Source organism: Actinomadura luteofluorescens (assembly GCF_013409365.1).
Lineage (GTDB): Bacteria > Actinomycetota > Actinomycetes > Streptosporangiales > Streptosporangiaceae > Spirillospora > Spirillospora luteofluorescens.
The window spans coordinates 8629034-8650181 of record NZ_JACCBA010000001.1; the positions used below are offsets into that span (position 1 = coordinate 8629034).

Here is a 21148-nt window from a genome sequence, read left to right on the forward strand (position 1 = left end):
AGCATGACCTCCCACCAGCCACCGGCCCCCGGCGTGCTGGCCCGCTACGCGCTGGCCGCCGCCGCGCGCGGCTGGCACGTCTTCCCGCTGGCCCCCGGCGACAAGGAACCGCCCCGCGGGGTGCGGTGGACCAAGGTCGCCACCACCGATCCCGAGGTGATCCGGCGTATCTGGGCACGTCGCCCTTACAACATCGGGATTGCGTGCGGGCCCTCGGGCCTGGTCGTGATCGACCTGGACATGCCCAAGCCCCGCGAGCACCCGCCGGAACGGTGGGCGGTGCCCGGCGTCAACGACGGAACCGACGTGTTCGCCATGGTGTGCGAACAGGCAGGCCAGCCGATGCCGCTGGAGACCTTCCACGTCCGCACCCGCCGCGGCGGGTCTCACCTGTACTTCACCGCGCCCGAGGGCATCCGGCTGACCAACACTTCCGATGACCGCGGGAACGGGCTGGGGTGGAAGGTCGACACCCGCGGCGACGGCGGATACGTCGTCGGCCCCGGCTCCTACGTCGATCTGCCCGACGGCACCGGCACATACGACCCGATCCATACCCCGGCCCCGGCCCCGCTGCCCGGCTGGCTCGCCGAACGGCTCCGACCCGCGCCGCTGCCGCCCCAACGCCCCGTCACGGTGCAGCTGGCGACCGGCAACCGCGGCGCCTACCTGAACAAGGCGGTCACCGCCAGCCTGACCGCGATCGCCGACGCCTCCGAGGGGTGCCGCAACGCCACCTTGTACGGCGCCGCCGTCGCCCTCGGCCAGCTGGTGGCCGGGGGCGCCCTTGACCCCGATGACACCGAGCAACTGCTGACCGCTGCCGCCGTGCGCGCCGGGCTGGCTCTCATGCCTTCCCGTCGGACCGTCCGGTCCGGGTTCCGCGCCGGCACCCAACGCCCTAGGAGCGTCCCCACATGACGACCAAGCCGCACCTGCAAGTCGGCTCCGGCCCCGAGACCATCCGCGTGCTGAAGTCCGAACTCGCCAACGGCGCCCTGCCCGACACCTACGTCTCGGCCGGGTCCCTGGTCCACATGGAGACCGTCTCGGGTGGGCAGACGTCCCCGGCGGCCGACGAGGACTCGCCGCTGCCGGTGACCGCCAGCCCGGTCACTCCGGCCACCCTGGCGGGTCTGCTGGCCGAACACGCCTACGTCTACCGGCTCCGGACTCGCAGGAGCGGTCAGGGCAAGGAAGAGGTGGAGTTCTACGAGGAGGAGGTCACCCCGCCCCGCGAGATCCTGTCCTCGGTCCTGGCCGGGAAGACCTGGCCCGGCCTGGCGCCGCTGCACGGCGTCATCGGTGCCCCCGTGCTCCGCCGAGACGGCACCCTGGTTCAGAAGCCCGGCTATGACCCGGCCACCGGCCTGTATCTGGCGTCCAAGGTGGCGCTGCCGCCGGTCCCCGATCGGCCCCCCGCCCAGCAGGTGGCGGACGCCCGCGACTTCGTGCTGAACCGGTTCCTGCGCGACTTCCCCTGGTCCAGCGCGGCCGACCGCGCCAACTACCTGGCGCTGCTGGTCACCCCGATCCTGCGGCACTTCACCCGGTCGCTGACCCCGTTCGCGCTGATCGACGCGACCATGCCCGCGTCCGGCAAGTCCATCCTGACCGGCGGGCCCGGCATGCTCTACGGCCAGCGCGTCATCCCCTGGGCCTACACCGAAGAGGAACTCCGCAAGTCCATCACCGCCGTGTTCGCCGAACAGGTCGGCGTCGTGGTGTGGGACAACCTGGCCGAAGGCACCGTCATCGACTCGGCCACCCTGGCCCTGCTCGTCACCGCCGGCGTGTGGTCAGACCGCCAGCTGGGCGCGTCCCGCAACGTCGCCACCGTCAACGACCGGCTCTGGATGGCTACCGGAAACAACCTCCAGGTCGGTGGGGACATGGCCTCCCGCACCGTCCGGGTGCACCTGGACCCCAACATGCCGCGGCCTGAGCAGCGCGACCAATCCCGGTTCGGGATCCCGCACCTGGACCAGTGGATCACCGACCCGCGCAACCAGCTCACCGTGCTGTGGCACCTCCTGGTCCTGGTCCTTGACTGGACCGGGAACGGTGCGCCGCGAGCCGACACGCTGTCGATGCGGCAGTTCACGCCGTGGGCGCAAGCTCTCGGCGGGTTCCTGGCCCATCACAGCATTGACGGGTTCCTTGCCAACGCCGCCGACGTCCGCGGCATCGACGAGGACGAGAGCCGTTGGCGCGCGTTCCTGGCCTGCTGGCACGACCTGCACGGCATCGAGCCCATGACCGCCGCCGAGTTGCGCCGATCTGGCGACCCCGACCGGGTCGGCCTGGACGAACACGACCGGTGGGACGGCCAGTTCATCACCACCCACACCGGCCGCCTGCCCAACGCCCTGTCCCTCGGCCGACTGCTCACCGGGCAGGCCGGGCGGTGGCGCGGCGACTACGTCATCCGCTCGGCCAAGCACGACCGGGGCAACCGCAACGTGTTCTGGGTGGAGCACCACGAGCAGTGACCCCGACCCAAAACCGCTGAAACATCCCGGCAACTCGGCAACTCGGCAAACCCGCCATCGACCTGCACAGACTCTTGCCGAGATACAGCGACCCGGCAAAAGTCCATCTCGGCATCTCGGCACCGGTTGCCGAGATAACCCCCGATTGCCGAGATAGCCCGGGGTCGAGCATCCCCATCTCGGCACCCATCACCGCAGGTCAGGCCCACATCTGCCGAGATGCCGAGATGCCGAGATGCTTCAGCCCCTCCCGCGCAGCGCAACGGCCGCCCCCACCTACCGGGACGGCCGTCCCTCGCTCAGCACGTTGAAAGAGCCCCGGCGGACACACGACCAAGCACACCCGCCGGGGCCTCCCTCACAGATGGAGGTCGCCCCATCATGTCCGAACAGCCGCTGACCGTGCCGCCCGACATGCGCCTGTTCAAGGTCGAAGACGCTATGACCCTGCTGTCCCTCGGCCGCAACACCATCTTCGAACTCATCCGCTCCGGCCGCCTGCGATCGGTCAAGGAAGGCCGCTCCCGCCTCATCCCCGGCACCGCCATCACCGAGTACATCCAGCTGCTGGAGCACGAGGCCGAACACGCTGCCTGAGCCTCGCCCCCTACCCGTGAAAGGCCTTAGATGACGAAGACCGCACTCGGCACCCCGGAAGAGCCGGACGCCGCTGGTAAGCGCAAGCAACGGAGTCGCTCCCGCGCCAACGGTGAAGGGTCGATCTTCCCCTACCGCAACGGCTACGCCGCCTACGTGTGGGTGACAACGCCGGCGGGGGAGCGCAAGAAGCGATGGGTCTACGGAAAGACGCGCGACGTCGTCCACGACAAGTACGTCAAGCTGCTGAACGAGGCCAAGCAACGGCCGATCGCCACGACGGTGCCGACTGTCGAGAACTACCTGATCTACTGGCTCAGCGAGGTCATCGAGCCGAATCGTGAAGCCCAGACCTACGCCCAATACGAGACGCTCGCACGCCTCTACGTCATCCCCGCTCTCGGCCGCAAGCGGCTCGACCGGCTGACCGTGCGCGACGTCCAGCAGTGGGTCAACAAGCTGCCGAACACGTGCCAGTGCTGTGCGCAGGGCAAGGATGCCGCACGGCCAGAACAGCACAGCGACCCGCGGAAGCGGCGCCGGTGCTGTGCAGTGGGCAAGTGCTGCAAGGCGTACCCGAGCCGACGGACGATCCAGGCGGCACGAAACACGCTGCGCGCGGCGCTTACCAACGCTCAAACGGAGGAAATCATCTCCCGCAACGTTGCGCGCATGGTGAAGTTGCCGACCATGCGCAAGCGAGCCCGTGGCAAGACGACATGGAGTGTTGAGGAGGCCCGAACCTTCCTGGAGTCTGCCAAAGACCAAGGGGACCCGCTCTATGCCGCATGGGTGCTAATCCTCGTCCTGGGGCTCAGGAAGGGTGAGGTTCTGGGGCTCCGGTGGGAAGACTTGGACCTGGACGCCGGCGAGTTGTCCGTCAGCATGCAACTGCAGCGGGTGCGCGGGCAGCTCATCCACAAGGAGCGCACCAAGACACAGGAATCCACCGACGTGCTACCACTCCCGGCAATCTGCGTGACCGCGCTCCGGATCCGTCAGAAGCGCCAGGAAGCTGAGAACGTTGCCCGCGACCGCAGGTGGGACGGCAAGGGACTCGTCTTCACCACGCGCCAGGGGCGACCGATAGAACCTCGGAACGTCAACCGCAGCTTCCTTCACCGGTGCGAGCGTGCCGGAGTCCGGACGATTCGAGTGCACGACACTCGCCACACGTGCGGCTCCCTGCTCGCCGCGCTTGACGTCCACCCACGGACGGCAATGCAGATCCTCCGACACAGCCAGATCAGTATCACGATGGAGATCTACACCGAAGTGCCCGCAGATATCACCAGAGAGGCCCTGAAGCGCTTGGGAGAGAGTCTCGGTAGACAACAGGAGGGCTAATTGATCAAGTAGGGCATCGTGCGCTAGGTGGGTCCTCCCGTCAGCCTGATCTAGCGCATGGTGCCCATTCCTCCATTGATCCCACGAGAAAGTATGTCCCGTGGCAGCCTGGTACGCATGACACCTGCTGCTGTGGTAGCCCTCGGCGCCCTGCTGTTTACCGTGCTGTCGTTCTGGTTGCTCAACGCTCGGCCTGGGCGACTCAAGTCGTACGAGCCGCACACGTTCGCCGCCATCCTGGGAAGCGCGGTAAGGATCAGGCTTCCGCTTGTTCTGCACAACACGGGGGCGCTGCCGATCATCGTGCAGAACCTTCGCCTGTGCGTACCCGACGACGCACCCTTGCTATGGATCACGACGCGTTCTCAACTCAAGCCAGCGTCCTCTGACAACCACCAGTTCGCTTCTGTCTTCCACGTGCCCGGACGTACCGCGAAAGAGGTGTTTGTGGAGTTCGGGCGGGACGATCCGCTAGCGGCCAAGGACTACCCCGTGCGGGTTGAGGTCAAGCTTGCACACAAAGATCAATGGCAGCCACTCGTCTCGTTTCTTCTGCTGGCAGGTCAGGCCGGGCAACCTGCTTACATCACCTACAGCAACGATCCAGAGATCGTCCCGCGGCGAGAGCTTGAGGCATGAGGGAGCGTCGGAGCGTGTGCGGAGGGACCGCGGCGGCTGTACATCGTGGCTGTACAGACGACTAGAGGCCAGCTCCCGATGATCGGAAGTGGCCTCTGAGCTCTGTCGGGACGGCGGGATTTGAACCCACGACCCCTTGACCCCCAGTCAAGTGCGCTGCCAAACTGCGCTACGTCCCGGTGCCCGTTTGAGCGGGCGTGATTACTCTAGCGCAGTCTGCGGGGTCGTGCGTACCGAGATACGGGGGTGCGGATCTCTGGTAGGCAGGCCTGATGGTGCGTGTGCGGGTGGTGCTGGCCGGGGTCGTGGGTCTGGGCCTGGTGTGCGGGTGCGGGGACGGTGGAGGGGCTCGGCCGGTGAGCGGGAGTCTTGAGTCGAAAGGCGCCGTGCCGCGGGTTTCGGAGAAGCCGTCGAAGGTGCCGGTCGTGCGGGTGCCGGCTGGGGTGCGGGCCTCGTACGAGGTGTTCGATCGGGCTTCGGGGCGGGTGGTGGCCGCTCGGGCGACGCGGCAGACGTTTCGGTCGGCGTCGGTGGTGAAGATCCTTATCGCGTTGGACTACATGGATCGGCACGAGGTGTCGGCGGCCGATCGCCGGTTGCTGGTGCCGATGCTGCGGTCGAGCGACGACGGGGCGGCCACGGAGTTCTGGCGTCGGGGCGGGCAGGGGCGGGTCATCGAGCGGATGGTGCGGAAGGTCGGGTTGGAGGACACCGCGCCGCCGCCCGCGGAGAAGCCCGGGTTCTGGGGGTATACGGCGCTCAGTGCGCGGGACGTCGTGCGGATGTACCGGTATCTGCTGGACGAGGCGCCGGAGGGGCAGCGGGAGTTCGTGCTCCAGCAGTTGCGCAGGTCGACGCCGTGCGGGACGGACGGGTTCGACCAGACGTTCGGGATTCCGCGGGCGGTGAGGCGGCCGTGGGCCGTCAAGCAGGGGTGGTCAGGGTTCGGGGAGACGCCGGCGGAGCCGTGCCACGTGCGGCCGGCGGCGTGGCGGCCCGACCTGGGGCTGGGGCGGCCCGTGCTGCACACGACAGGGGTCGTGGGGGACAGGATCGTGGTGGTGCTGACGCTGCATCCGGCGGGGACGTCGTTCCGGACGGCGGCGGCGCGGATCACCTCGCTGACACGGCAGGTGGCCCGGGCGTGACGTGGGTCACACGGTGTGGCAGGGGTCCGTTTTGAGAGGGTCACCGGAAGCGGTCGAGTTCGGACGCCAACGGAAAACCCGGGCAAAGATCTGGACACTTTACTCAGGGATGGGCGAATAGTCCCTCGCTGACGTATGTAGCTTTTTTCTCCCAGGGGCAGGTGACGCCGAACGGGGGACAGGGTTGGTGGAAGCGGAGGGCATCCAGCCCGGGGTGCACGTTGCGGACCTGGAGGACCTGCGGGGCGCCGCGCACGACCGTGCGGTGCTGGCGGAGGCGCGGGTCGTGCTGGCCCGGCGTCTCGGCGTCCCGCCGGGCGAGGCCCTGCAGCACCTGATCTGGCTCGCGCGCGACCTGGACATGGAGATGGTCGAGGCGGCGTCGCTGCTGGTCAAGGACGGGGGCGGCGGGCCGGTGGGGGCCGTGTTGGCGGGTCGCCGGGCGCCGCGCACGGAGGAGGTCCCCGCGGAGCGCCAGGCCGTCCTGTCGGAGGCCGAGGACGTGCTGCGCCGGGTGACGGCCGAGGACACCGCGGGGGACGCGGAGGTCCTCGCGCGGGTGCCCGAGGATCCGGCGGCGACGGCGGTGCTGGAGGGGGCGCTCGACTCGGCGGCCCATCTGGTCCCGGTGCGGGGGCCGGACGGCAATGTGGCGGACTTCCTCTTCGCGGAGCTCAACGGTGTTGCCAAGGACATGTTCGGGCGGGGCCGGGAGGAGCTGACCGGGCTGCGGCTGCTGCGGACGGATCCGGGTGCGGTGCTCAGCGGCCTGTTCGACGACTATGTCGGGGTGCTGGAGTCCGGGACGCGATTGGAACGTTCCTCGATCCAGTACTCGACGGCTCAGCGCGGCCTGTCCCGCTCGTCGCGGATGAGCGTGCGGTGCGTGCGGGTGCCGACCGGCATCTGCGTGACCTGGCGTTACCACCTGGCCGAGGACCGCATCGCGCGGCGGCTGGAGCGGGTCGAGCGGCTCGCCCTGATCGGGTTCGGGGAGTGGGACCTCGCGACGGGGGAGGCGGACTGGACGCCGCAGATGCTGGCCAACTACGGCCTTTCCCCCGACGAGGTGCCGCCGATGCCGCACGACCTGCCGAAGGTCGTGGCCGACGACGACCTCCCGCTGGTCGAGGAGGCCGTGCAGACGATGTTCTCGCGTCGTGAGCCGGTCGAGGCGGAGCACCGCGTGATCGGCCACGACGGGACGCCCCGCCACCTGTGGGTGTTCGCCGAGCCGGTGCTCGGGGAGTCCGGGCTGCCCGTCTCGATCAACATCGTCTCGCAGGACATCACCCGGCGGCGCGGGGTGGAGCGCGCGCTGGCCGAGACCCGCCGGCAGATGCTGCGCCAGCAGGCGCGGACGGCGCAGGAGCGGCGCGTGGCGGTGACGCTGCGGCGGGCCATCCTGCCGGACGAGGACGAGGTGGAGCAGCTTCCGGGCATGTGCACCTCGATCCGCAGCATGGCGGCGGAGAGCACGGCCCGCATCGGCGGCGACTGGTTCGCGACCAAGGCCCTCCAGGACGGGCGGGCGATGTTCGCCATCGGGGACGCGGCCGGGCACGGGCTGCCGGCGGCGGCGGCGATGGCGCGGACGCGGAACGGCCTGCTCGGCCTCGCCTGTACGGGGGAGCGGGCGGGACGGCTGGTCGGCTGGCTGAACGAGTTGATCGGCGCCATGGACCCGCCCGCGACGGGCACCGCCATCGTCGCCCACTACGACCCGGCCCGCCACGTCCTGGAGTGGACGTGCGCGGGCCATCCGCCGCCGATCCTGGTCCGGGACGGGCGGGCGACCCCGCTGGAGGTGGTCCGGGACCCGATGCTCGGCGCCATGCCCGGCTGGGAGTACACGACGATCACCACCGGGCTCGACTCGGGCGACATGCTCTTCCTCTACACCGACGGCCTGGTGGAGCGCAGGGACGCGGACCTGGACGAGCGGATCGGCCGCCTGACCCACATCCTGCGTGACAGCTCCTCGCGTCCCGAGCGGGTGCTGGACGAGGTGCTCGCGCGGATGGAGCACGACCGGGCGGCCGACGACACCACGCTCTTCGCCCTTTACGTGGAGTGACCGTCCGGGCCTCGCGGTGACGAACCGCACGCCTGGCCAGCCAAGATCGCCGAGTGTGACGTGCGCCTCACCCGGCGGGGTGGTCGAGGTCGCGGACACCCGGGCGGCAGGTGCCGGCCGCCCGCAATTCGATCTTCTTTACCTTTTCCCGAAGGGCCGGTAAGTACGGCGGGCAAGGGGTTGCGGGGCGTCCTGACAAAGATCGGGAAGACGCGGGACCGTCTCCGTGTTGGGAGTCTCTTGGAAGGGCTTTGAGCAGGCAAGACTTTACTTTATGCCTGGTTTGCTTTTCTTGAGAAGGTTGGTACCTTCGATCCCGAATCACGCAACGCGTCCCATGCGTTGCCACCGGCCGCACCATGCGCGGCCGAGGATCGCGGAGCGGAATCCGCACGCGATGCGCGCCATGTGACGCGCGCCCCCTCATCAAGATCTGTCAGTGAAGGCATCCGTATACCTGCACCGCTCGCGCGGTGCGAGGCCGAGTCCGCCCGGTCGATGCGACCGGATCGGAGCCGGGGACCCACGTTTCTGGGGTGAATCGGCGCGCCCGAGAGTCGCGCCGTAGGGCTGCTTCCATGCCCGAATCCGTCAGCTAACCCGGTAGGCGCCATGGAAGACAAGGAGATTCCCTGCATGTCCGGTCTGTTCGATCGACTTTCGCTCCACCGCCTCACGCCCGAGGACAAGGCCGTCGGCGTCGCCGTCGGCGCGGTCCTGGCCGGCGCGGTCGGGCTCTCGGTGGTCAACCCCCTCGCCGGCGGCCGCGCGGTCGCCGAGACCTCCGCCCAGACGGCGGCGGTCGCCGAGCAGGGCACCGCCGCGCACGACTCCTCCCAGGTCAAGACTGTGAAGGCCGAGAACGTCGCGGCCGAGGCGCGGCGCGAGGGCTTCAAGGTCCCCCCGCACGCCGTCAAGCCCGCCGAAGTGATCAAGCTCGCGCAGCAGCAGGTCGGCGTCCACGAGGGCAAGGGCGGCCAGACCAAGTACCACAAGTGGTACGTCTCGACCCCGCAGGCGAAGGCCACCGCCAAGCGCGACGGCGGCTTCTCGGTCAAGGAGTACAACGGCGCCCAGTGGTGCAACATGTTCGTCTCCTGGCTCGGCGCCCAGACCGGCGTCAAGAACATGGGCTGGGACGCCTACACCGTCCAGCACGCCAGCTGGTTCAAGCAGACCGACCGCTGGGGCCACAAGGCCAAGCCGGGCGCCGTGGTGTTCTTCGACTGGCAGGACGGCTCGAAGGCCGGCATCGGTGACATCGACCACGTCGGCATCGTCGTCAAGGACAACGGCGACGGCAGCATCACCACCATCGAGGGCAACACCGAGAACGCGGTGAAGAAGAAGGTCCGCGAGAAGTCGCAGGTCGTCGGCTACGGCTACCCCGACTACGCCCGCTGACCCGAACGCCCCCCGAGAAGGCGCACACTCCATGAGGGCGCCCGGCCCCCCGGCCGGGCGCCTTCAGGTGTTCCGGGTGTTGTGCCCAATGCCTCCGCTCACGGTGGGTAATGCGAAGCGTTGACAGCTTTTGATCCCTCTTGGACCTCAGTGCGGCGTTCGTGGAAAGGAAAGCAGCACGCCGGAGTCTGCGGAGGGGGATGCCCATGGCGGTGCGCCCGGATGTCAGCGTGGTGGTGATCGCCTACAACGACGCGCGGAGGCTCCCGCGGGCGGTGGCCTCGACGCTGGCGCAGTCGCTGGGCGGCGTCGAGACGGTGATCGTCGACGACGCGAGCACCGACGGCACCGGCGAGGCCGCCGACCGGCTCGCCGCGGCCCATCCCGGACGGGTCCGGGCCGTCCACCTGCCGGCCAACTCCGGGGGATGCGGCCGTCCCCGCAACACCGGGATCGAGACGTCCACGGGCCGGTACGTGATGTTCCTCGACAGCGACGACCTGCTGGACCGGCACGCCTGCCTCAACCTCCTCGCCGCCGCCGAGGACACCGGCGCCGACATGGTCTCCGGGCTCTGCGACCGGATCTTCCTCGACGTGCCCGAGGGCGCCAAGGGACGCATCCGCCCCTGGTATCCGTGGCTCTACCGGCACAGCGCCGTCTACGAGTCGCTGAACGAGAACCCCGACCTCCTCTACGACACCCTGTCGACCAACAAGGCGTACCGGCGCGGTTTCCTGGAGGAGCACGGGCTGCGGTTCGTGGAGCGGCTGCACTACGAGGACCTGCTGTTCACCGCCGAGGCCTACCTTGAGGCGGGGCGCACCGCCCTGATCCCGCACCGCGTCTACAACTGGCTGGTCAAGGAGCGGACGCGGGCGCCGTCGATCTCCAACCGGCGCACCGAGCTGGCCAACTTCGCCGACCGGCTGGAGATCCACCGCCGCATCGACATGCTCTTCGCGCTGCGCGGCGCCTACGACCTGCAGCGGGCCAAGGACGTCAAGTTCGTCAACCACGACCTGGTGCTCTACCTGCGCGACCTGCGCGACAAGGCCCCCGCCCACCAGGCGCGCTTCCTCGATCTGGCCGCCGCCTACCTGGCCGAACTGGACCCGCGGGTCTTCGAGCAGGCCAACCCGCTGCCCGCGATCGCCGCCCACCTGATCCGCGAGGGCGACCACGCGGGGGCGCTCGCCGCCGCCGAGTACGACCCCGTGAAGCGTCCCGAACTGCGCGCCCGCCTCGTGGAGCGGGACGGGCGCGTCTACTGGGGCGCCGGGCGCCCCCGCGGGACGCTCGGCCGCCGCGTCCTGGACGTCACGGCCTTCGGCTTCCACGTGCGGCCCCTCCGGGAGCTGCGCCCGGCGAACACCGTCACCCGGCTGGAGACGCGCGGCGGCCGCGTGCTCATGGCCGGGTACGTGCTGAACCCGCTGGAGCGGATCCCGCGGGGAGCGGAGCTGGCCGGAACGCTGGAGTTCCTCGACCGGCGCCGCCGGGCGAGGAAGGGACGGATCCGCGCGTCCGTCCGGCACGAGGGCGACCGGCTCACCTGGCGGGCCGAGTTCGACCCGGCCCGCAAGATCCGCCCTTTCGGGTTCATCGACCCCGTCTGGGACGTCCGGCTGAGGATCCGGGTGGACGGCGAGGAGGTGGTCACGCGGCTCGGCGAGGGCCGCGGGTCGCCGTCGCTCGGCGGCGTCGCGCTGCCCGTCCGCCCGCGGCTGACGCGGTTCGCGGGGGACCGGCTCCGCTCGTACGTCACCGAGGGAGGGCACCTGGCGTTCGCCCTGGAGACGGGGAGCCCGTGGGCGCGGCTCACCCGCGCGCTCGCCCGCCGCGCCGCCCTGTCCCGCCCGGCGCGGCTGGCCCGCCGTCGGGCGCGGTCGCTGGACAGGGCGGTGCGCCGGACGCTGACCGGCCGGAACACCAAGATCGTCGTGTTCAACCGGGTGCTGAGCCGGCTGCCCGTCCGGACCGGCCTGGCGGTCTTCGAGAGCCAGCTCGGCCGCCACTACTCCGACAACCCGAAGTACCTCTACCGGGAGCTGCGCAGGTCCGGGCGTCCGGTGACGGCGGTGTGGTCGTACGCGTCGTCCCCCAAGGGGTTCCCGGACGACGCCCGGCTCGTCAAGCGCGGATCATGGGCGTACTACCTGGCGCTCGCGCGGGCCCAGTTCTGGATCGACAACCAGGGCTTCCCGGACCGGCTGCGCAAGCGTCCCGAGACCACCTACATCCAGACCTGGCACGGGTCGGCGTTCAAGCTGATGGGGCTGGACCAGCCGCGGTTGAAGTCGGGCCCCGCGGGCGACCAGGCGCGGCTGCGGAGGATGGTGGAGCGCTTCGACTGCTTCCTGGTGCGCTCCGGGCACGACACCGAGACGCTCTGCGGCGGTCTCGGCGTCCGCTCCGAGCTGCTCCCGGTGGGGTATCCCCGCAACGACCCCCTGGTCAACGGGGTGGACGGCGATCCGGAGCTGGCCTCCGAGGTCGCGGCCCTGCGCGACGCGCTCGGCCTGGACGACGGGCGCCGCGCCGTCCTGTACGCGCCCACGTACGTCACCGGGCCGAAGGGGCGTCCCGTCCGGCTGCTGGACCCGCCGGTGGATCCGGCGGTCTTCGCGCGGGAGCTGGGGGAGGAGTACGTCCTGCTCGTCCGGCCCCACTACCTGTGCCGGGCGAACGTGCCGCCGGGCGCCCGCGAGGTCATGCGCGACGTCGGCGCGGTGCCCGACGTGACGCCGCTCCTGCTGCTGGCGGACGCGCTCGTCACCGACCACTCCTCGATCATGTTCGACTTCGCCCTGCTCGACCGGCCGATCGTGCTGCACCTCCCGGACGGCCGGGACCTCGCCGCCGGCTACTTCGACCTGGAGCGGCACGGCCCCGGGCCGATCACCCGCACCGAGGACGAGCTCGTCGCCGCGCTCGCCGGCCTGGAGGCGGCCGAGGCCGTGCACGCCAGGCGGCGCCGCGCGTTCGCCACGCGCTTCGGCGAGCACGACCGCGGCACCGCCGCCCGGGCGGTGGCGGACCGCTACTTCCCGGCCGCGCCGAGCAGGAGGGGGAAGCGCCATGGCCGCGCCGCGTGACGTCTTCATCGTGTGCAACAACGCCGACGACATGGGCGGTCTCCAGCGGTGGGCGCACCACATGGCGCGGCTGCTGGCGGGGCGCGGCGACCGCGTCACCCTCGTCGGCGTCACGCGGGGGACAGAGCCGCACCACCACGGCCGCGACGGCTCCTACGCCGTCGAGGTGCTGCACGGCGAGTGGCGGTCGCCCACGCTCGCGTGGCGTCCGGGGAAGGCGCTGCGGCGGCTCGACCCGGCGGCGCGGGCCCGGGACCTGCGGCGGACGGCCGCCCAGCGGCGCGGCGCGGCGCGCCTGTCGGAGCTGTTCGCCGCCGCGCGGCCGGGGGCGGTCGTCATCGTGGCGCAGGTGTGGGCGATGGAGTGGGTGCGGCTCGCCGACACCTCCGGGCTGCGCGTCGTGGGCATGAGCCACGAGTCCTACCAGGCGACCCGCGGGTCGTCGCGGTACCGGCGGGTCAAGGAGCACTACGCCCGCGCCGACCGGATGCTGGTCCTCACCGCCGAGGACGCCGACGCCTGGGCCCGGGACGGCATGACCAACGTCGACCACATCCCGAACGCTCTGCACGTCACACCGAGCGTGCATCCCACGCTCGACCTGCCCGTCGTCGCCTGCGTCGGCCGCCTGGCCTACGAGAAGGGCGTGGACCTGCTGCTGGAGGCGTGGGAGCGCGTCGCCGGACGGCATCCGGGGTGGCGGCTGCACGTGTACGGCAACGGCCCGGACGAGCCGGAGCTGCGGGCGCGGGCGGACGCCGCCGGGCTGTCCGGATCCGTCGAGTTCCGGGGCGTGGTGGCCGACGTCGAGGAGGCGCTCGTCGAGGCGTCGGTGCTCGCGCTGCCCTCGCGGGCCGAGGGCTTCCCGATGTCGGTGCTGGAGGCGATGGCCTACGGGCTGCCGACGGTGGCGTTCGACTGCGCGCCGGGCGTCCGGACCCTGATCGAGGACGGACGGGACGGTCTGCTGGCCGCACCGGGCGACGTCACCGCGTTCGCCGCCGCGCTCGGCCGGCTCATCGAGGATCCGGAGCTGCGCCGCTTGCTCGGGGCCGGGGCCCGCGCGTCGGTTCTCCGGTTCCGCCCCGACGTGGTCCTCGCCCGGTGGGACCGGCTGTTCGACCTGCTGCACCGCGAGTTCGCGGCCGCCGCGCCGGCTCCCGCGCCGGTCCGGCCGGTGCCGCCCGTCCCGGGCCGGGTCGCGGCCCGGGAGGCCGAACCCGCCCTGGGGGGTGATTCTTTCTAACAACTGTTTGGTAGAGTTCGCGGCGTGAAGCAGAACGAGTCCCCCGCGGACCGGGCCTTCCGCGCCGAGGTCCGCGACTGGCTCCAGGCCAACCTGTCGGGCGAGTTCGCGCACGCCCGCGGGCTCGGCGGCCCCGGCCGCGAGCACGAGGCGTTCGAGGAGCGGCTGGCCTGGGAGCGCCACATGGCCGCCGCCGGCTGGACCTGCGTCGGGTGGCCCCGCGAGTACGGCGGACGCGGCGCCACCGTCGAGCAGCAGGTGATCTTCCACGAGGAGTACGCGCTCGCCGACGGGCCCGCCCGCGTCAACCACATCGGCGAGAACCTCCTCGGCCCCACGATCATCGCGTTCGGCACCGACGAGCAGCGCGCCCGCTTCCTGCCGCCGATCGTGGCGGCGCGGGAGCTGTGGTGCCAGGGGTACTCCGAGCCGAACGCGGGCTCCGACCTCGCCAACGTGCAGACCCGCGCCGAACTCGCCGGAGACCACTGGGTGGTCGACGGCCAGAAGGTGTGGACGTCGCTGGCCCTCGAAGCCGACTGGTGCTTCGCCGTGTGCCGCACCGAGCCCGGGTCGTCCCGCCACAAGGGACTGTCGTACCTGCTCGTCCCGATGCGGCAGGACGGCGTCGACATCCGGCCGATCGTCCAGCTCACCGGCACCTCCGAGTTCAACGAGGTGTTCTTCGACGGCGCCCGCACCGACGCCGGCAACATCGTCGGCGCGCCCGGCGACGGCTGGAAGATCGCGATGGCGACGCTCGGGTTCGAGCGCGGCGTCGCGACGCTCGGCCAGCAGGTCGGGTTCCGGCGCGAGTTCGAGGGCGTCGCCGACCTCGCCCGGCGCACCGGGGCCATCGAGGACCCCCTGCTGCGCGACCGGCTCACCCGGTCCTACATGGGCCTGGAGATCATGCGGCTGAACGCGGTGCGCACCATGGCGGGCGTCGCGGCGGGCGCGCCCGGCCCCGAGTCGTCCATCTCCAAGCTCGTCTGGGGCACCTGGCACCGCGAGCTCGGCGAGCTGGCCATGGACGTCCTCGGCGCCGCCGGCCTCGTCGCCGACGGAGCGCCGGGCACCGGCCCGGACGGCGCGGCCGCGCAGGAGCAGCCCTACGACCTGAACGACTGGCAGCGGCTGTTCCTGTTCTCCCGCTCCGACACCATCTACGCCGGGTCCAACGAGATCCAGCGCAACATCATCGCCGAGCGCGTGCTCGGCCTGCCCCGTGAACCGGCCGCCGACAGGAAGGCACGCGGATGACCCCGCCCCCCTACGTCCCCGGGCACGGCCTGCTCGCCGGCCGCGCCGTCGTGATCACCGCGGCGGCCGGAGCCGGGATCGGCGGCGCCACCGCCCGCCGCTGCCTGGAGGAGGGCGCCCGCGTCCTGCTCTCCGACGCGCACGAGCGTCGGCTCGCCGCGACCGCGGCGGAGCTGGAGAAGGAGTTCGGCGCCGACCGGGTCGACGTGCTGCCCTGCGACGTCACCTCCGAGGACCAGGTCCGGGCCCTCTACGGCCGGGCCGTGGAGCGGTTCGGCCGCATCGACGTCGCGGTCAACAACGCCGGCCTCGGCGGGACGGCGGACCTCGTCGACATGACCGACGAGCAGTGGGACCGCGTCCTCGATATCACCCTCACCGGCACGATGCGCTGCACCCGCGCCGCCCTGCGCCTCATGCGGGAGCAGGGCTCCGGCGTCGTCGTCAACAACGCCTCGGTGATCGGCTGGCGGGCCCAGAAGGGCCAGTCGCACTACGCCGCTGCCAAGGCCGGGGTCATGGCCCTCACCCGCTGCTCCGCGCTGGAGGCCGCCGACTTCGGCGTCCGGGTCAACGCCGTCTCCCCGTCCCTGGCCATGCACCCGCACCTGGTCAAGGTGACGTCCGAGGAGCTGCTGGAGGAGCTGACGCGCCGCGAGGCGTTCGGCCGCTACGCCGAGCCGTGGGAGGTGGCCAACGTTATCGTCTTCCTGGCCAGCGACTACTCGTCGTACATGACGGGCGAGATCGTCTCCGTCTCCTCCCAGCACGCATAGGGACACCAGTTACATGAGGAACACCGGTACATGAGGAACAGCGCATGAGTCCACGACGGCGCGACGCCGAGGGCACCGCCGCCGCCCGCGCGGGACGGCGGGCCGAGCTGCTCGCCACGGCCGCCGAGGTGTTCGCCTCCCAGGGCTACTCCGCCACCACCGTCCGGAAGGTGGCCGACGCCGCCGGGATCCTCGGCGGCAGCCTCTACTACCACTTCGACTCCAAGGAGTCGATGGCCGACGAGATCCTGTCGACGTTTCTGGACGACATGTGGGCCGCCTACGACCGCGTTCTGGACGCCGGGCTCAGCGCGCGCGACACCCTGGAGGCCATCGTCGTCGAGTCGTTCCGCTCGATCGACAAGCACCGTCCCGCCGTCGTCCTCTACCAGAACGAGTCCAAGCACCTCGCGACGAGCGAGCGGTTCCACTACCTCCTGGACTCCCAGCGGCGGTTCGAGGAGATGTGGCTGTCCCTCCTGGACCGCGGCGTCAAGGAGGGCGCCTTCCGCGCCGACCTCGACCGGACCCTCATCTACCGCTTCATCCGCGACACCGTCTGGGTCGCGGCGAACTGGTACCAGCACGGCGGACGGCTGTCCGCCGACGACATCGCCAAGCAGTACCTCGCCATGTTCCTCGAAGGGATCCGGGCGAGCTAGGCCCCGTACGAAGGAGACACCCCCATGGCCGAGGCTTACATCGTCGACGCGGTCCGCGCCCCGGTCGGGCGCCGCAACGGCGGGCTCGCCGGAGTGCACCCCGCCGACCTCGGCGCGCACGTGCTGACCGCCCTCATGGACCGGACGAAGATCGACCCGGCCGCCGTCGAGGACGTCGTCTTCGGGTGCGTCGACACCCTCGGCCCGCAGGCCGGCGACATCGCCCGCACCTGCTGGCTCGCCGCCGGGCTCCCCGAGGAGGTCCCCGGGGTCACGGTCGACCGGCAGTGCGGCTCCTCCCAGCAGGCCGTGCACTTCGCGGCGCAGGCCGTCCTGTCCGGGACGTCCGACCTGGTCGTCGCGGGCGGCGTGCAGAACATGTCGCAGATCCCGATCGGCTCGGCGATGACCGCCGCCGCCCCGCTCGGCTTCACCGAGGGCCCCTTCGCGGGCTCGGCGGGCTGGACGCGCCGCTACGGCGACGCCGAGGTGTCGCAGTTCAACGGCGCCGAGATGATCGCCCGCGACTGGGAGATCTCCCGCGAGGAGATGGAGGCGTTCGCCTACGAGTCGCACCAGCGCGCCATCCGCGCCATCGACGAGGGCCGCTTCGAGCGCGAGACCGTTCCCCTGGAGGGAGTCGCCGCCGACGAGGGCCCGCGCCGCGACACCACCCTGGAGAAGATGGCGGGCCTGAAGACCCTCGTGGAGGGCGGCCGGCTCACCGCGGCCGTCTCGTCGCAGATCTCCGACGGCGCCGCCGCGCTGCTCATCGCCTCCGAGCAGGCCGTCAAGGACCACGGCCTCACGCCGCGCGCCCGCATTCACCACCTCTCCGCGCGCGGGGAGGACCCCATCCGGATGCTGTCGGCGCCCATCCCCGCCACCGCGCACGCGCTGAAGAAGACCGGGATGACGATCGGCGACATCGACGCCGTCGAGATCAACGAGGCGTTCGCGTCCGTCGTCCTCGCCTGGCTCAAGGAGACCGGCGCCGACCCGGCGACGACCAACCCCAACGGCGGCGCCATCGCCCTCGGCCACCCCCTCGGCGCCACCGGCGCCCGCCTGATGACCACCCTCCTGCACGAACTCGACCGCACCGGCGGCCGCTACGGCCTCCAGACCATGTGCGAAGGCGGCGGGCAGGCCAACGTCACCATCATCGAGCGGCTGGGCTAGCCCTGGGGGCGACCCCCTGGAACCCCCGTTGCGAGCCGGGGCGATCCTCACGCCACGGCTGAGGTGCCCGTGCGGGTTGTTGTCGTGTCGCTGCGGTCGCCCGGCTCGGCGGATCGTGCGACCTCCAGGCGCCGGAGCGCCTTCCGGCCGCCCGACCCGTGGTTGTGGTCGATGTTCCGGATCAACGAGGCTGGGAGGCGGATTGTGGAGGTCTTCGAAACGGCGCGGCTCGGGCCGCTGACGTTGCGGAACCGGGTGATCAAGGCGGCGACGTCCGAGGGGATGACGCCCGACGCGCTGGTGACCGACGACCTGATCGAGTACCACCGGCGCCCGGCCGCCGGCGGGGTGGGCATGACCACCGTCGCCTACTGCGCCGTCGCGCCCGAGGGACGGACCGAGCGGCGGCAGATCTGGATGCGGCCGGAGGCCGTCCCCGGGCTGCGGCGGCTCACCGACGCCGTGCACGCGGAGGGCGCCGCCGCGTCCGCGCAGCTCGGTCACTCCGGCCCGGTCGCCGACGCCAGCTCGAACGGGCTGCCCGCCGTCTCGGCCGGGCGGTTCTTCAACCCGCTCGGCATGGCCTTCACCAAGGTGGCCACGGCGGAGGACATCGAGCGCATCACCCGCGCCCACGCCGAGGCCGCCCGGCTCGCGATCGAGTCCGGATTCGACGCCGTCGAGATCCACCTCGGGCACAACTACCTGGCCAGCTCGTTCCTCAGCCCCCGCCTCAACCGCCGCGAGGACGGCCACGGCGGGCCGATCGAGAACCGGGCCAAGGTCGCGCTCGGCATCGCCCGCGCCGTCCGGGACGAGGTCGGCGACCGCATCGCGATCACCGCCAAGCTCAACATGCGCGACGGCGTGCGCGGCGGCCTGGAGATCGACGACAGCCTCCACGTCGCCCGCGCCCTCCAGGACGAGGGCACCGTGGACGCGCTGGAGCTGACCGCCGGAAGTTCGCTGCTCAACCCCATGTACCTGTTCCGCGGCGATATGCCCATCCCCGAGTTCGCGGCGAGCTACAAGCTGCCGATGCGCATCGGCCTGCGGATGTTCGGCAAGCGGTTCCTGCGCTCCTACCCGTACCAGGACGCCTACCTGCTGGAGCACGCCCGCAGGTTCCGCGCCGAACTCGACCTCCCCCTGATCCTTCTGGGCGGCATCACCGACCGCGCGAGCATGGACACCGCGATGGCGGAGGGCTTCGAGTTCGTCGCCATGGCCCGCGCCCTGCTCCGCGAACCCGACCTCGTGAACCGGATCGCCGCCGACCCGTCCACGCCGTCCCTGTGCGTCCACTGCAACCGCTGCGTCCCGACGGTCTACCGGGGCACCCACTGCCCGCTCATCCCGCGCCCGGATTGACCTGGAGCGCGCTCCAGCTCGTAGCGTTCGGAGCATGACCACTCCACAGCACACGATCGGATCGGGTTTCGGCTTCGAGAGCACGGCCGGGGACGTCCTCGCGGGCATCGACCTTTCGGGGAAGCTCGCCGTCGTCACCGGCGGCTACTCGGGCCTCGGGCTCGAGACGACGCGGGCCCTGGCGGGCGCGGGGGCGCAGGTGGTGGTCCCGGCGCGGCGGCCGGACGCGGCGAAGGAGGCGGTCGGCGGCATCGACGGCGTCGAGGTCGACGAGCTGGACCTGGCCGACCTGGAGAGCGTGCGCGGGTTCGCGGAGCGATTCCTCGCGTCCGGGCGCGGCATCGACATCCTGATCAACAACGCCGCGGTCATGGCCTGCCCGGAGACGCGGGTCGGGCCCGGGTGGGAGGCGCAGTTCGCCACCAATCACCTCGGGCACTTCGCGCTGGTGAACCGCCTGTGGCCGGCCCTCAGGCCGGGGGCCCGTGTCGTCGCGGTCTCGTCGCGCGGGCACCATTTCTCACCCATCCGTTGGGACGACGTCCAGTTCGAGCGCGGCTACGACAAGTGGGAGGCGTACGGGCAGGCGAAGACGGCCAACGTGCTGTTCGCCGTCCACCTGGACGCGCTCGCCAAGGACGACGTACGGGCCTTCTCGCTCCATCCGGGAAGCATCCTGACGCCGCTCCAGCGCCACATCCCCCTGGAGGAGAAGGTGGCGAACGGCTGGATCGACGAGGACGGGAACGAGATCGGCCAGGGGTTCAAGACGCCGGAGCAAGGCGCGGCGACGGCCGTGTGGGCGGCCACGTCCCCGCGGCTGGACGGCATGGGCGGCGTGTACTGCGAGGACTGCGACGTCGCCGAGCAGGTCCCGGACGGCGAGCCCGGGCGCCGCGGCCGGATCGACGCGCCCTCCAGCGGCGTGTGCTCCTACGCGACCGACCCGGGGCAGGCCGGGCGGCTGTGGGAGCTGTCGGCGGAGCTGACCGGGGTGAACGCGTTCGCGTAGCGCCTGCGACGATGGGGCCGTGATCGACATCGCGGGATGGGCCCCGGAACCGCAGGAGACGAGCGAGGTCCTCGGCGCCGGGCCGGCGGCGGCCCTGGCCGGGGTCCTCGACGTCGAGCCGCCGGGGGAGGAGTTGCCGCCCCTGTGGCACTGGCTGCACTTCCTGGAACGCCCCGCTCAGCGCGAACTGGGGCCGGACGGGCATCCGCGCGAGGGACGGTTCCTCCCGCCGATCCCCGAGCGGCGCCGCATGTTCGCCGGCGGGCGGTTCCGGATCCACGAGCCCCTGCGCGTCGGGGACGCCGTCACGCGCCGGACTGAGCTCGCCTCCACCGCGGTGAAGCGGGGGCGCAGCGGGGAGATGCTGTTCGTGACCGTCCGGCACACCTTCGTGCGGGACGGTGCAGAGATCGCGGCCGAGGAGCAGGACCTCGTCTACCGCAGCGGCGACACGGCGTCGCGTCCGGAGCGGGCGGCGTTCGAGGCGCCGGACGTGGACGCGCCGTGGACGCTGAGGACGGCCGCCGATCCGGTCATGCTGTTCCGGTTCAGCGCCCTCACCTACAACGCCCATCGCATCCACTACGACGAGGCGTACGCGACCGAGGTCGAGGGGCACGCCGGGCTCGTCGTCCACGGGCCGCTGCTCGCGATCCTCTGCCTGGAGCTGCCGCGCCGGGCGGGCCTGAAGGTGCGCGAACTGTCGTTCCGCGCCCGCAGGCCCGTCTACGCGCGGCAGCCGTTCGTGGCCGCCGGGTCCCCGGACGGCACCCTCTCGATCCACGCCCCGGGCGACGCCACGGCGATGACCGCCACCTTCGCGTAGGCGTGTCG

Annotated in this window: 17 protein-coding genes, 1 tRNA gene and 1 riboswitch; of the genes, 17 read left to right on the plus strand and 1 reads right to left on the minus strand. The window is 71.4% G+C overall.

Annotated features, from left to right (window positions below; genetic code table 11):
• Positions 1–3 precede the first annotated feature (3 nt).
• From BJY14_RS39780 to BJY14_RS39800, 5 genes are all read left to right on the plus strand, one after another.
• Entirely contained in the window at positions 4–921 is a 918-nt protein-coding gene (locus tag BJY14_RS39780; RefSeq protein ID WP_179848308.1) for a bifunctional DNA primase/polymerase, read from the plus strand.
• Positions 918–2492: a hypothetical protein gene (locus tag BJY14_RS39785; RefSeq protein WP_179848309.1), complete on the plus strand. Its 1575-nt coding sequence runs from the start codon at positions 918–920 to the stop codon at positions 2490–2492. Before BJY14_RS39780 ends, BJY14_RS39785 begins: the two co-directional genes overlap by 4 nt.
• Before the next feature lie 381 nt (positions 2493–2873).
• On the plus strand, positions 2874–3089 hold the full coding sequence (locus BJY14_RS39790) for a helix-turn-helix domain-containing protein (protein ID WP_218905805.1): 216 nt from the start codon (positions 2874–2876) through the stop codon (positions 3087–3089).
• Between the two features lie 30 nt (positions 3090–3119).
• Positions 3120–4436, plus strand: coding sequence for a site-specific integrase (locus tag BJY14_RS39795; protein WP_179848310.1), 1317 nt, complete (start codon positions 3120–3122; stop codon positions 4434–4436).
• 117 nt (positions 4437–4553) lie between these two features.
• Complete coding sequence (locus tag BJY14_RS39800; protein WP_179848311.1) at positions 4554–5075, plus strand: hypothetical protein; 522 nt, start codon at positions 4554–4556, stop codon at positions 5073–5075.
• 105 nt (positions 5076–5180) lie between these two features.
• On the opposite strand, the gene BJY14_RS39805 is transcribed toward BJY14_RS39800, so the two are convergent.
• Positions 5181–5254: transfer RNA gene (locus BJY14_RS39805), tRNA-Pro, on the minus strand.
• Between the two features lie 372 nt (positions 5255–5626).
• Here BJY14_RS39805 and BJY14_RS39810 point away from each other — a divergent pair.
• From BJY14_RS39810 to BJY14_RS39865, 12 genes are all read left to right on the plus strand, one after another.
• Complete coding sequence (locus BJY14_RS39810) at positions 5627–6223, plus strand: hypothetical protein (RefSeq protein ID WP_179848312.1); 597 nt, start codon at positions 5627–5629, stop codon at positions 6221–6223.
• A gap of 214 nt (positions 6224–6437) precedes the next feature.
• Positions 6438–8300, plus strand: coding sequence for a PP2C family protein-serine/threonine phosphatase (locus BJY14_RS39815; protein WP_312879662.1), 1863 nt, complete (start codon positions 6438–6440; stop codon positions 8298–8300).
• A 478-nt stretch (positions 8301–8778) separates the two neighbouring features.
• Positions 8779–8925: riboswitch (cyclic di-AMP (ydaO/yuaA leader) on the plus strand.
• 11 nt (positions 8926–8936) lie between these two features.
• The gene (locus tag BJY14_RS39820) at positions 8937–9704 is read left to right on the plus strand and encodes a CHAP domain-containing protein (RefSeq protein WP_179848313.1); all 768 of its coding nucleotides are present in this window, start codon (positions 8937–8939) and stop codon (positions 9702–9704) included.
• 206 nt (positions 9705–9910) lie between these two features.
• Positions 9911–12802 (plus strand): bifunctional glycosyltransferase/CDP-glycerol:glycerophosphate glycerophosphotransferase, encoded by a 2892-nt coding sequence (locus tag BJY14_RS39825; RefSeq protein ID WP_179848314.1) that lies wholly within the window; start codon positions 9911–9913, stop codon positions 12800–12802.
• Positions 12786–14048 (plus strand): glycosyltransferase, encoded by a 1263-nt coding sequence (locus BJY14_RS39830; protein WP_179848315.1) that lies wholly within the window; start codon positions 12786–12788, stop codon positions 14046–14048. Before BJY14_RS39825 ends, BJY14_RS39830 begins: the two co-directional genes overlap by 17 nt.
• Positions 14049–14072: 24 nt before the next feature.
• Positions 14073–15311: an acyl-CoA dehydrogenase family protein gene (locus BJY14_RS39835; RefSeq protein WP_179848316.1), complete on the plus strand. Its 1239-nt coding sequence runs from the start codon at positions 14073–14075 to the stop codon at positions 15309–15311.
• Positions 15308–16087, plus strand: a complete 780-nt coding sequence (locus BJY14_RS39840) for an SDR family oxidoreductase (protein WP_179848317.1) — start codon at positions 15308–15310, stop codon at positions 16085–16087. Before BJY14_RS39835 ends, BJY14_RS39840 begins: the two co-directional genes overlap by 4 nt.
• A gap of 44 nt (positions 16088–16131) precedes the next feature.
• Positions 16132–16749 (plus strand): TetR/AcrR family transcriptional regulator, encoded by a 618-nt coding sequence (locus BJY14_RS39845; protein ID WP_179848318.1) that lies wholly within the window; start codon positions 16132–16134, stop codon positions 16747–16749.
• Positions 16750–16773: 24 nt separating this feature from the next.
• Positions 16774–17931 carry an acetyl-CoA C-acetyltransferase gene (locus tag BJY14_RS39850; RefSeq protein WP_179848319.1) on the plus strand — a complete coding sequence of 386 codons (1158 nt, stop codon included), beginning with the start codon at positions 16774–16776 and terminating at the stop codon, positions 17929–17931.
• A 204-nt stretch (positions 17932–18135) separates the two neighbouring features.
• Positions 18136–19302, plus strand: a complete 1167-nt coding sequence (locus tag BJY14_RS39855) for an NADH:flavin oxidoreductase (protein WP_312879663.1) — start codon at positions 18136–18138, stop codon at positions 19300–19302.
• 34 nt (positions 19303–19336) lie between these two features.
• A complete protein-coding gene (locus BJY14_RS39860; RefSeq protein ID WP_179848320.1) occupies positions 19337–20314 on the plus strand; it encodes an SDR family NAD(P)-dependent oxidoreductase in 978 nt (325 codons plus the stop codon).
• Positions 20315–20333: 19 nt separating this feature from the next.
• On the plus strand, positions 20334–21140 hold the full coding sequence (locus BJY14_RS39865) for an HTD2 family dehydratase (protein WP_179848321.1): 807 nt from the start codon (positions 20334–20336) through the stop codon (positions 21138–21140).
• The last annotated feature ends 8 nt before the right edge of the window (positions 21141–21148 follow it).

What these genes read in the sequence shown, in the direction of transcription:
- BJY14_RS39780 (WP_179848308.1), top strand. Translation starts at nt 4, where the DNA reads ATGACCTCCCACCAGCCACCGGCCCCCGGCGTGCTGGCCCGCTACGCG.
- BJY14_RS39785 (WP_179848309.1), top strand. Translation starts at nt 918, where the DNA reads ATGACGACCAAGCCGCACCTGCAAGTCGGCTCCGGCCCCGAGACCATC.
- BJY14_RS39790 (WP_218905805.1), top strand. Translation starts at nt 2,874, where the DNA reads ATGTCCGAACAGCCGCTGACCGTGCCGCCCGACATGCGCCTGTTCAAG.
- BJY14_RS39795 (WP_179848310.1), top strand. Translation starts at nt 3,120, where the DNA reads ATGACGAAGACCGCACTCGGCACCCCGGAAGAGCCGGACGCCGCTGGT.
- BJY14_RS39800 (WP_179848311.1), top strand. Translation starts at nt 4,554, where the DNA reads ATGACACCTGCTGCTGTGGTAGCCCTCGGCGCCCTGCTGTTTACCGTG.
- BJY14_RS39820 (WP_179848313.1), top strand. Translation starts at nt 8,937, where the DNA reads ATGTCCGGTCTGTTCGATCGACTTTCGCTCCACCGCCTCACGCCCGAG.
- BJY14_RS39825 (WP_179848314.1), top strand. Translation starts at nt 9,911, where the DNA reads ATGGCGGTGCGCCCGGATGTCAGCGTGGTGGTGATCGCCTACAACGAC.
- BJY14_RS39830 (WP_179848315.1), top strand. Translation starts at nt 12,786, where the DNA reads ATGGCCGCGCCGCGTGACGTCTTCATCGTGTGCAACAACGCCGACGAC.
- BJY14_RS39840 (WP_179848317.1), top strand. Translation starts at nt 15,308, where the DNA reads ATGACCCCGCCCCCCTACGTCCCCGGGCACGGCCTGCTCGCCGGCCGC.
- BJY14_RS39845 (WP_179848318.1), top strand. Translation starts at nt 16,132, where the DNA reads ATGAGTCCACGACGGCGCGACGCCGAGGGCACCGCCGCCGCCCGCGCG.
- BJY14_RS39850 (WP_179848319.1), top strand. Translation starts at nt 16,774, where the DNA reads ATGGCCGAGGCTTACATCGTCGACGCGGTCCGCGCCCCGGTCGGGCGC.
- BJY14_RS39860 (WP_179848320.1), top strand. Translation starts at nt 19,337, where the DNA reads ATGACCACTCCACAGCACACGATCGGATCGGGTTTCGGCTTCGAGAGC.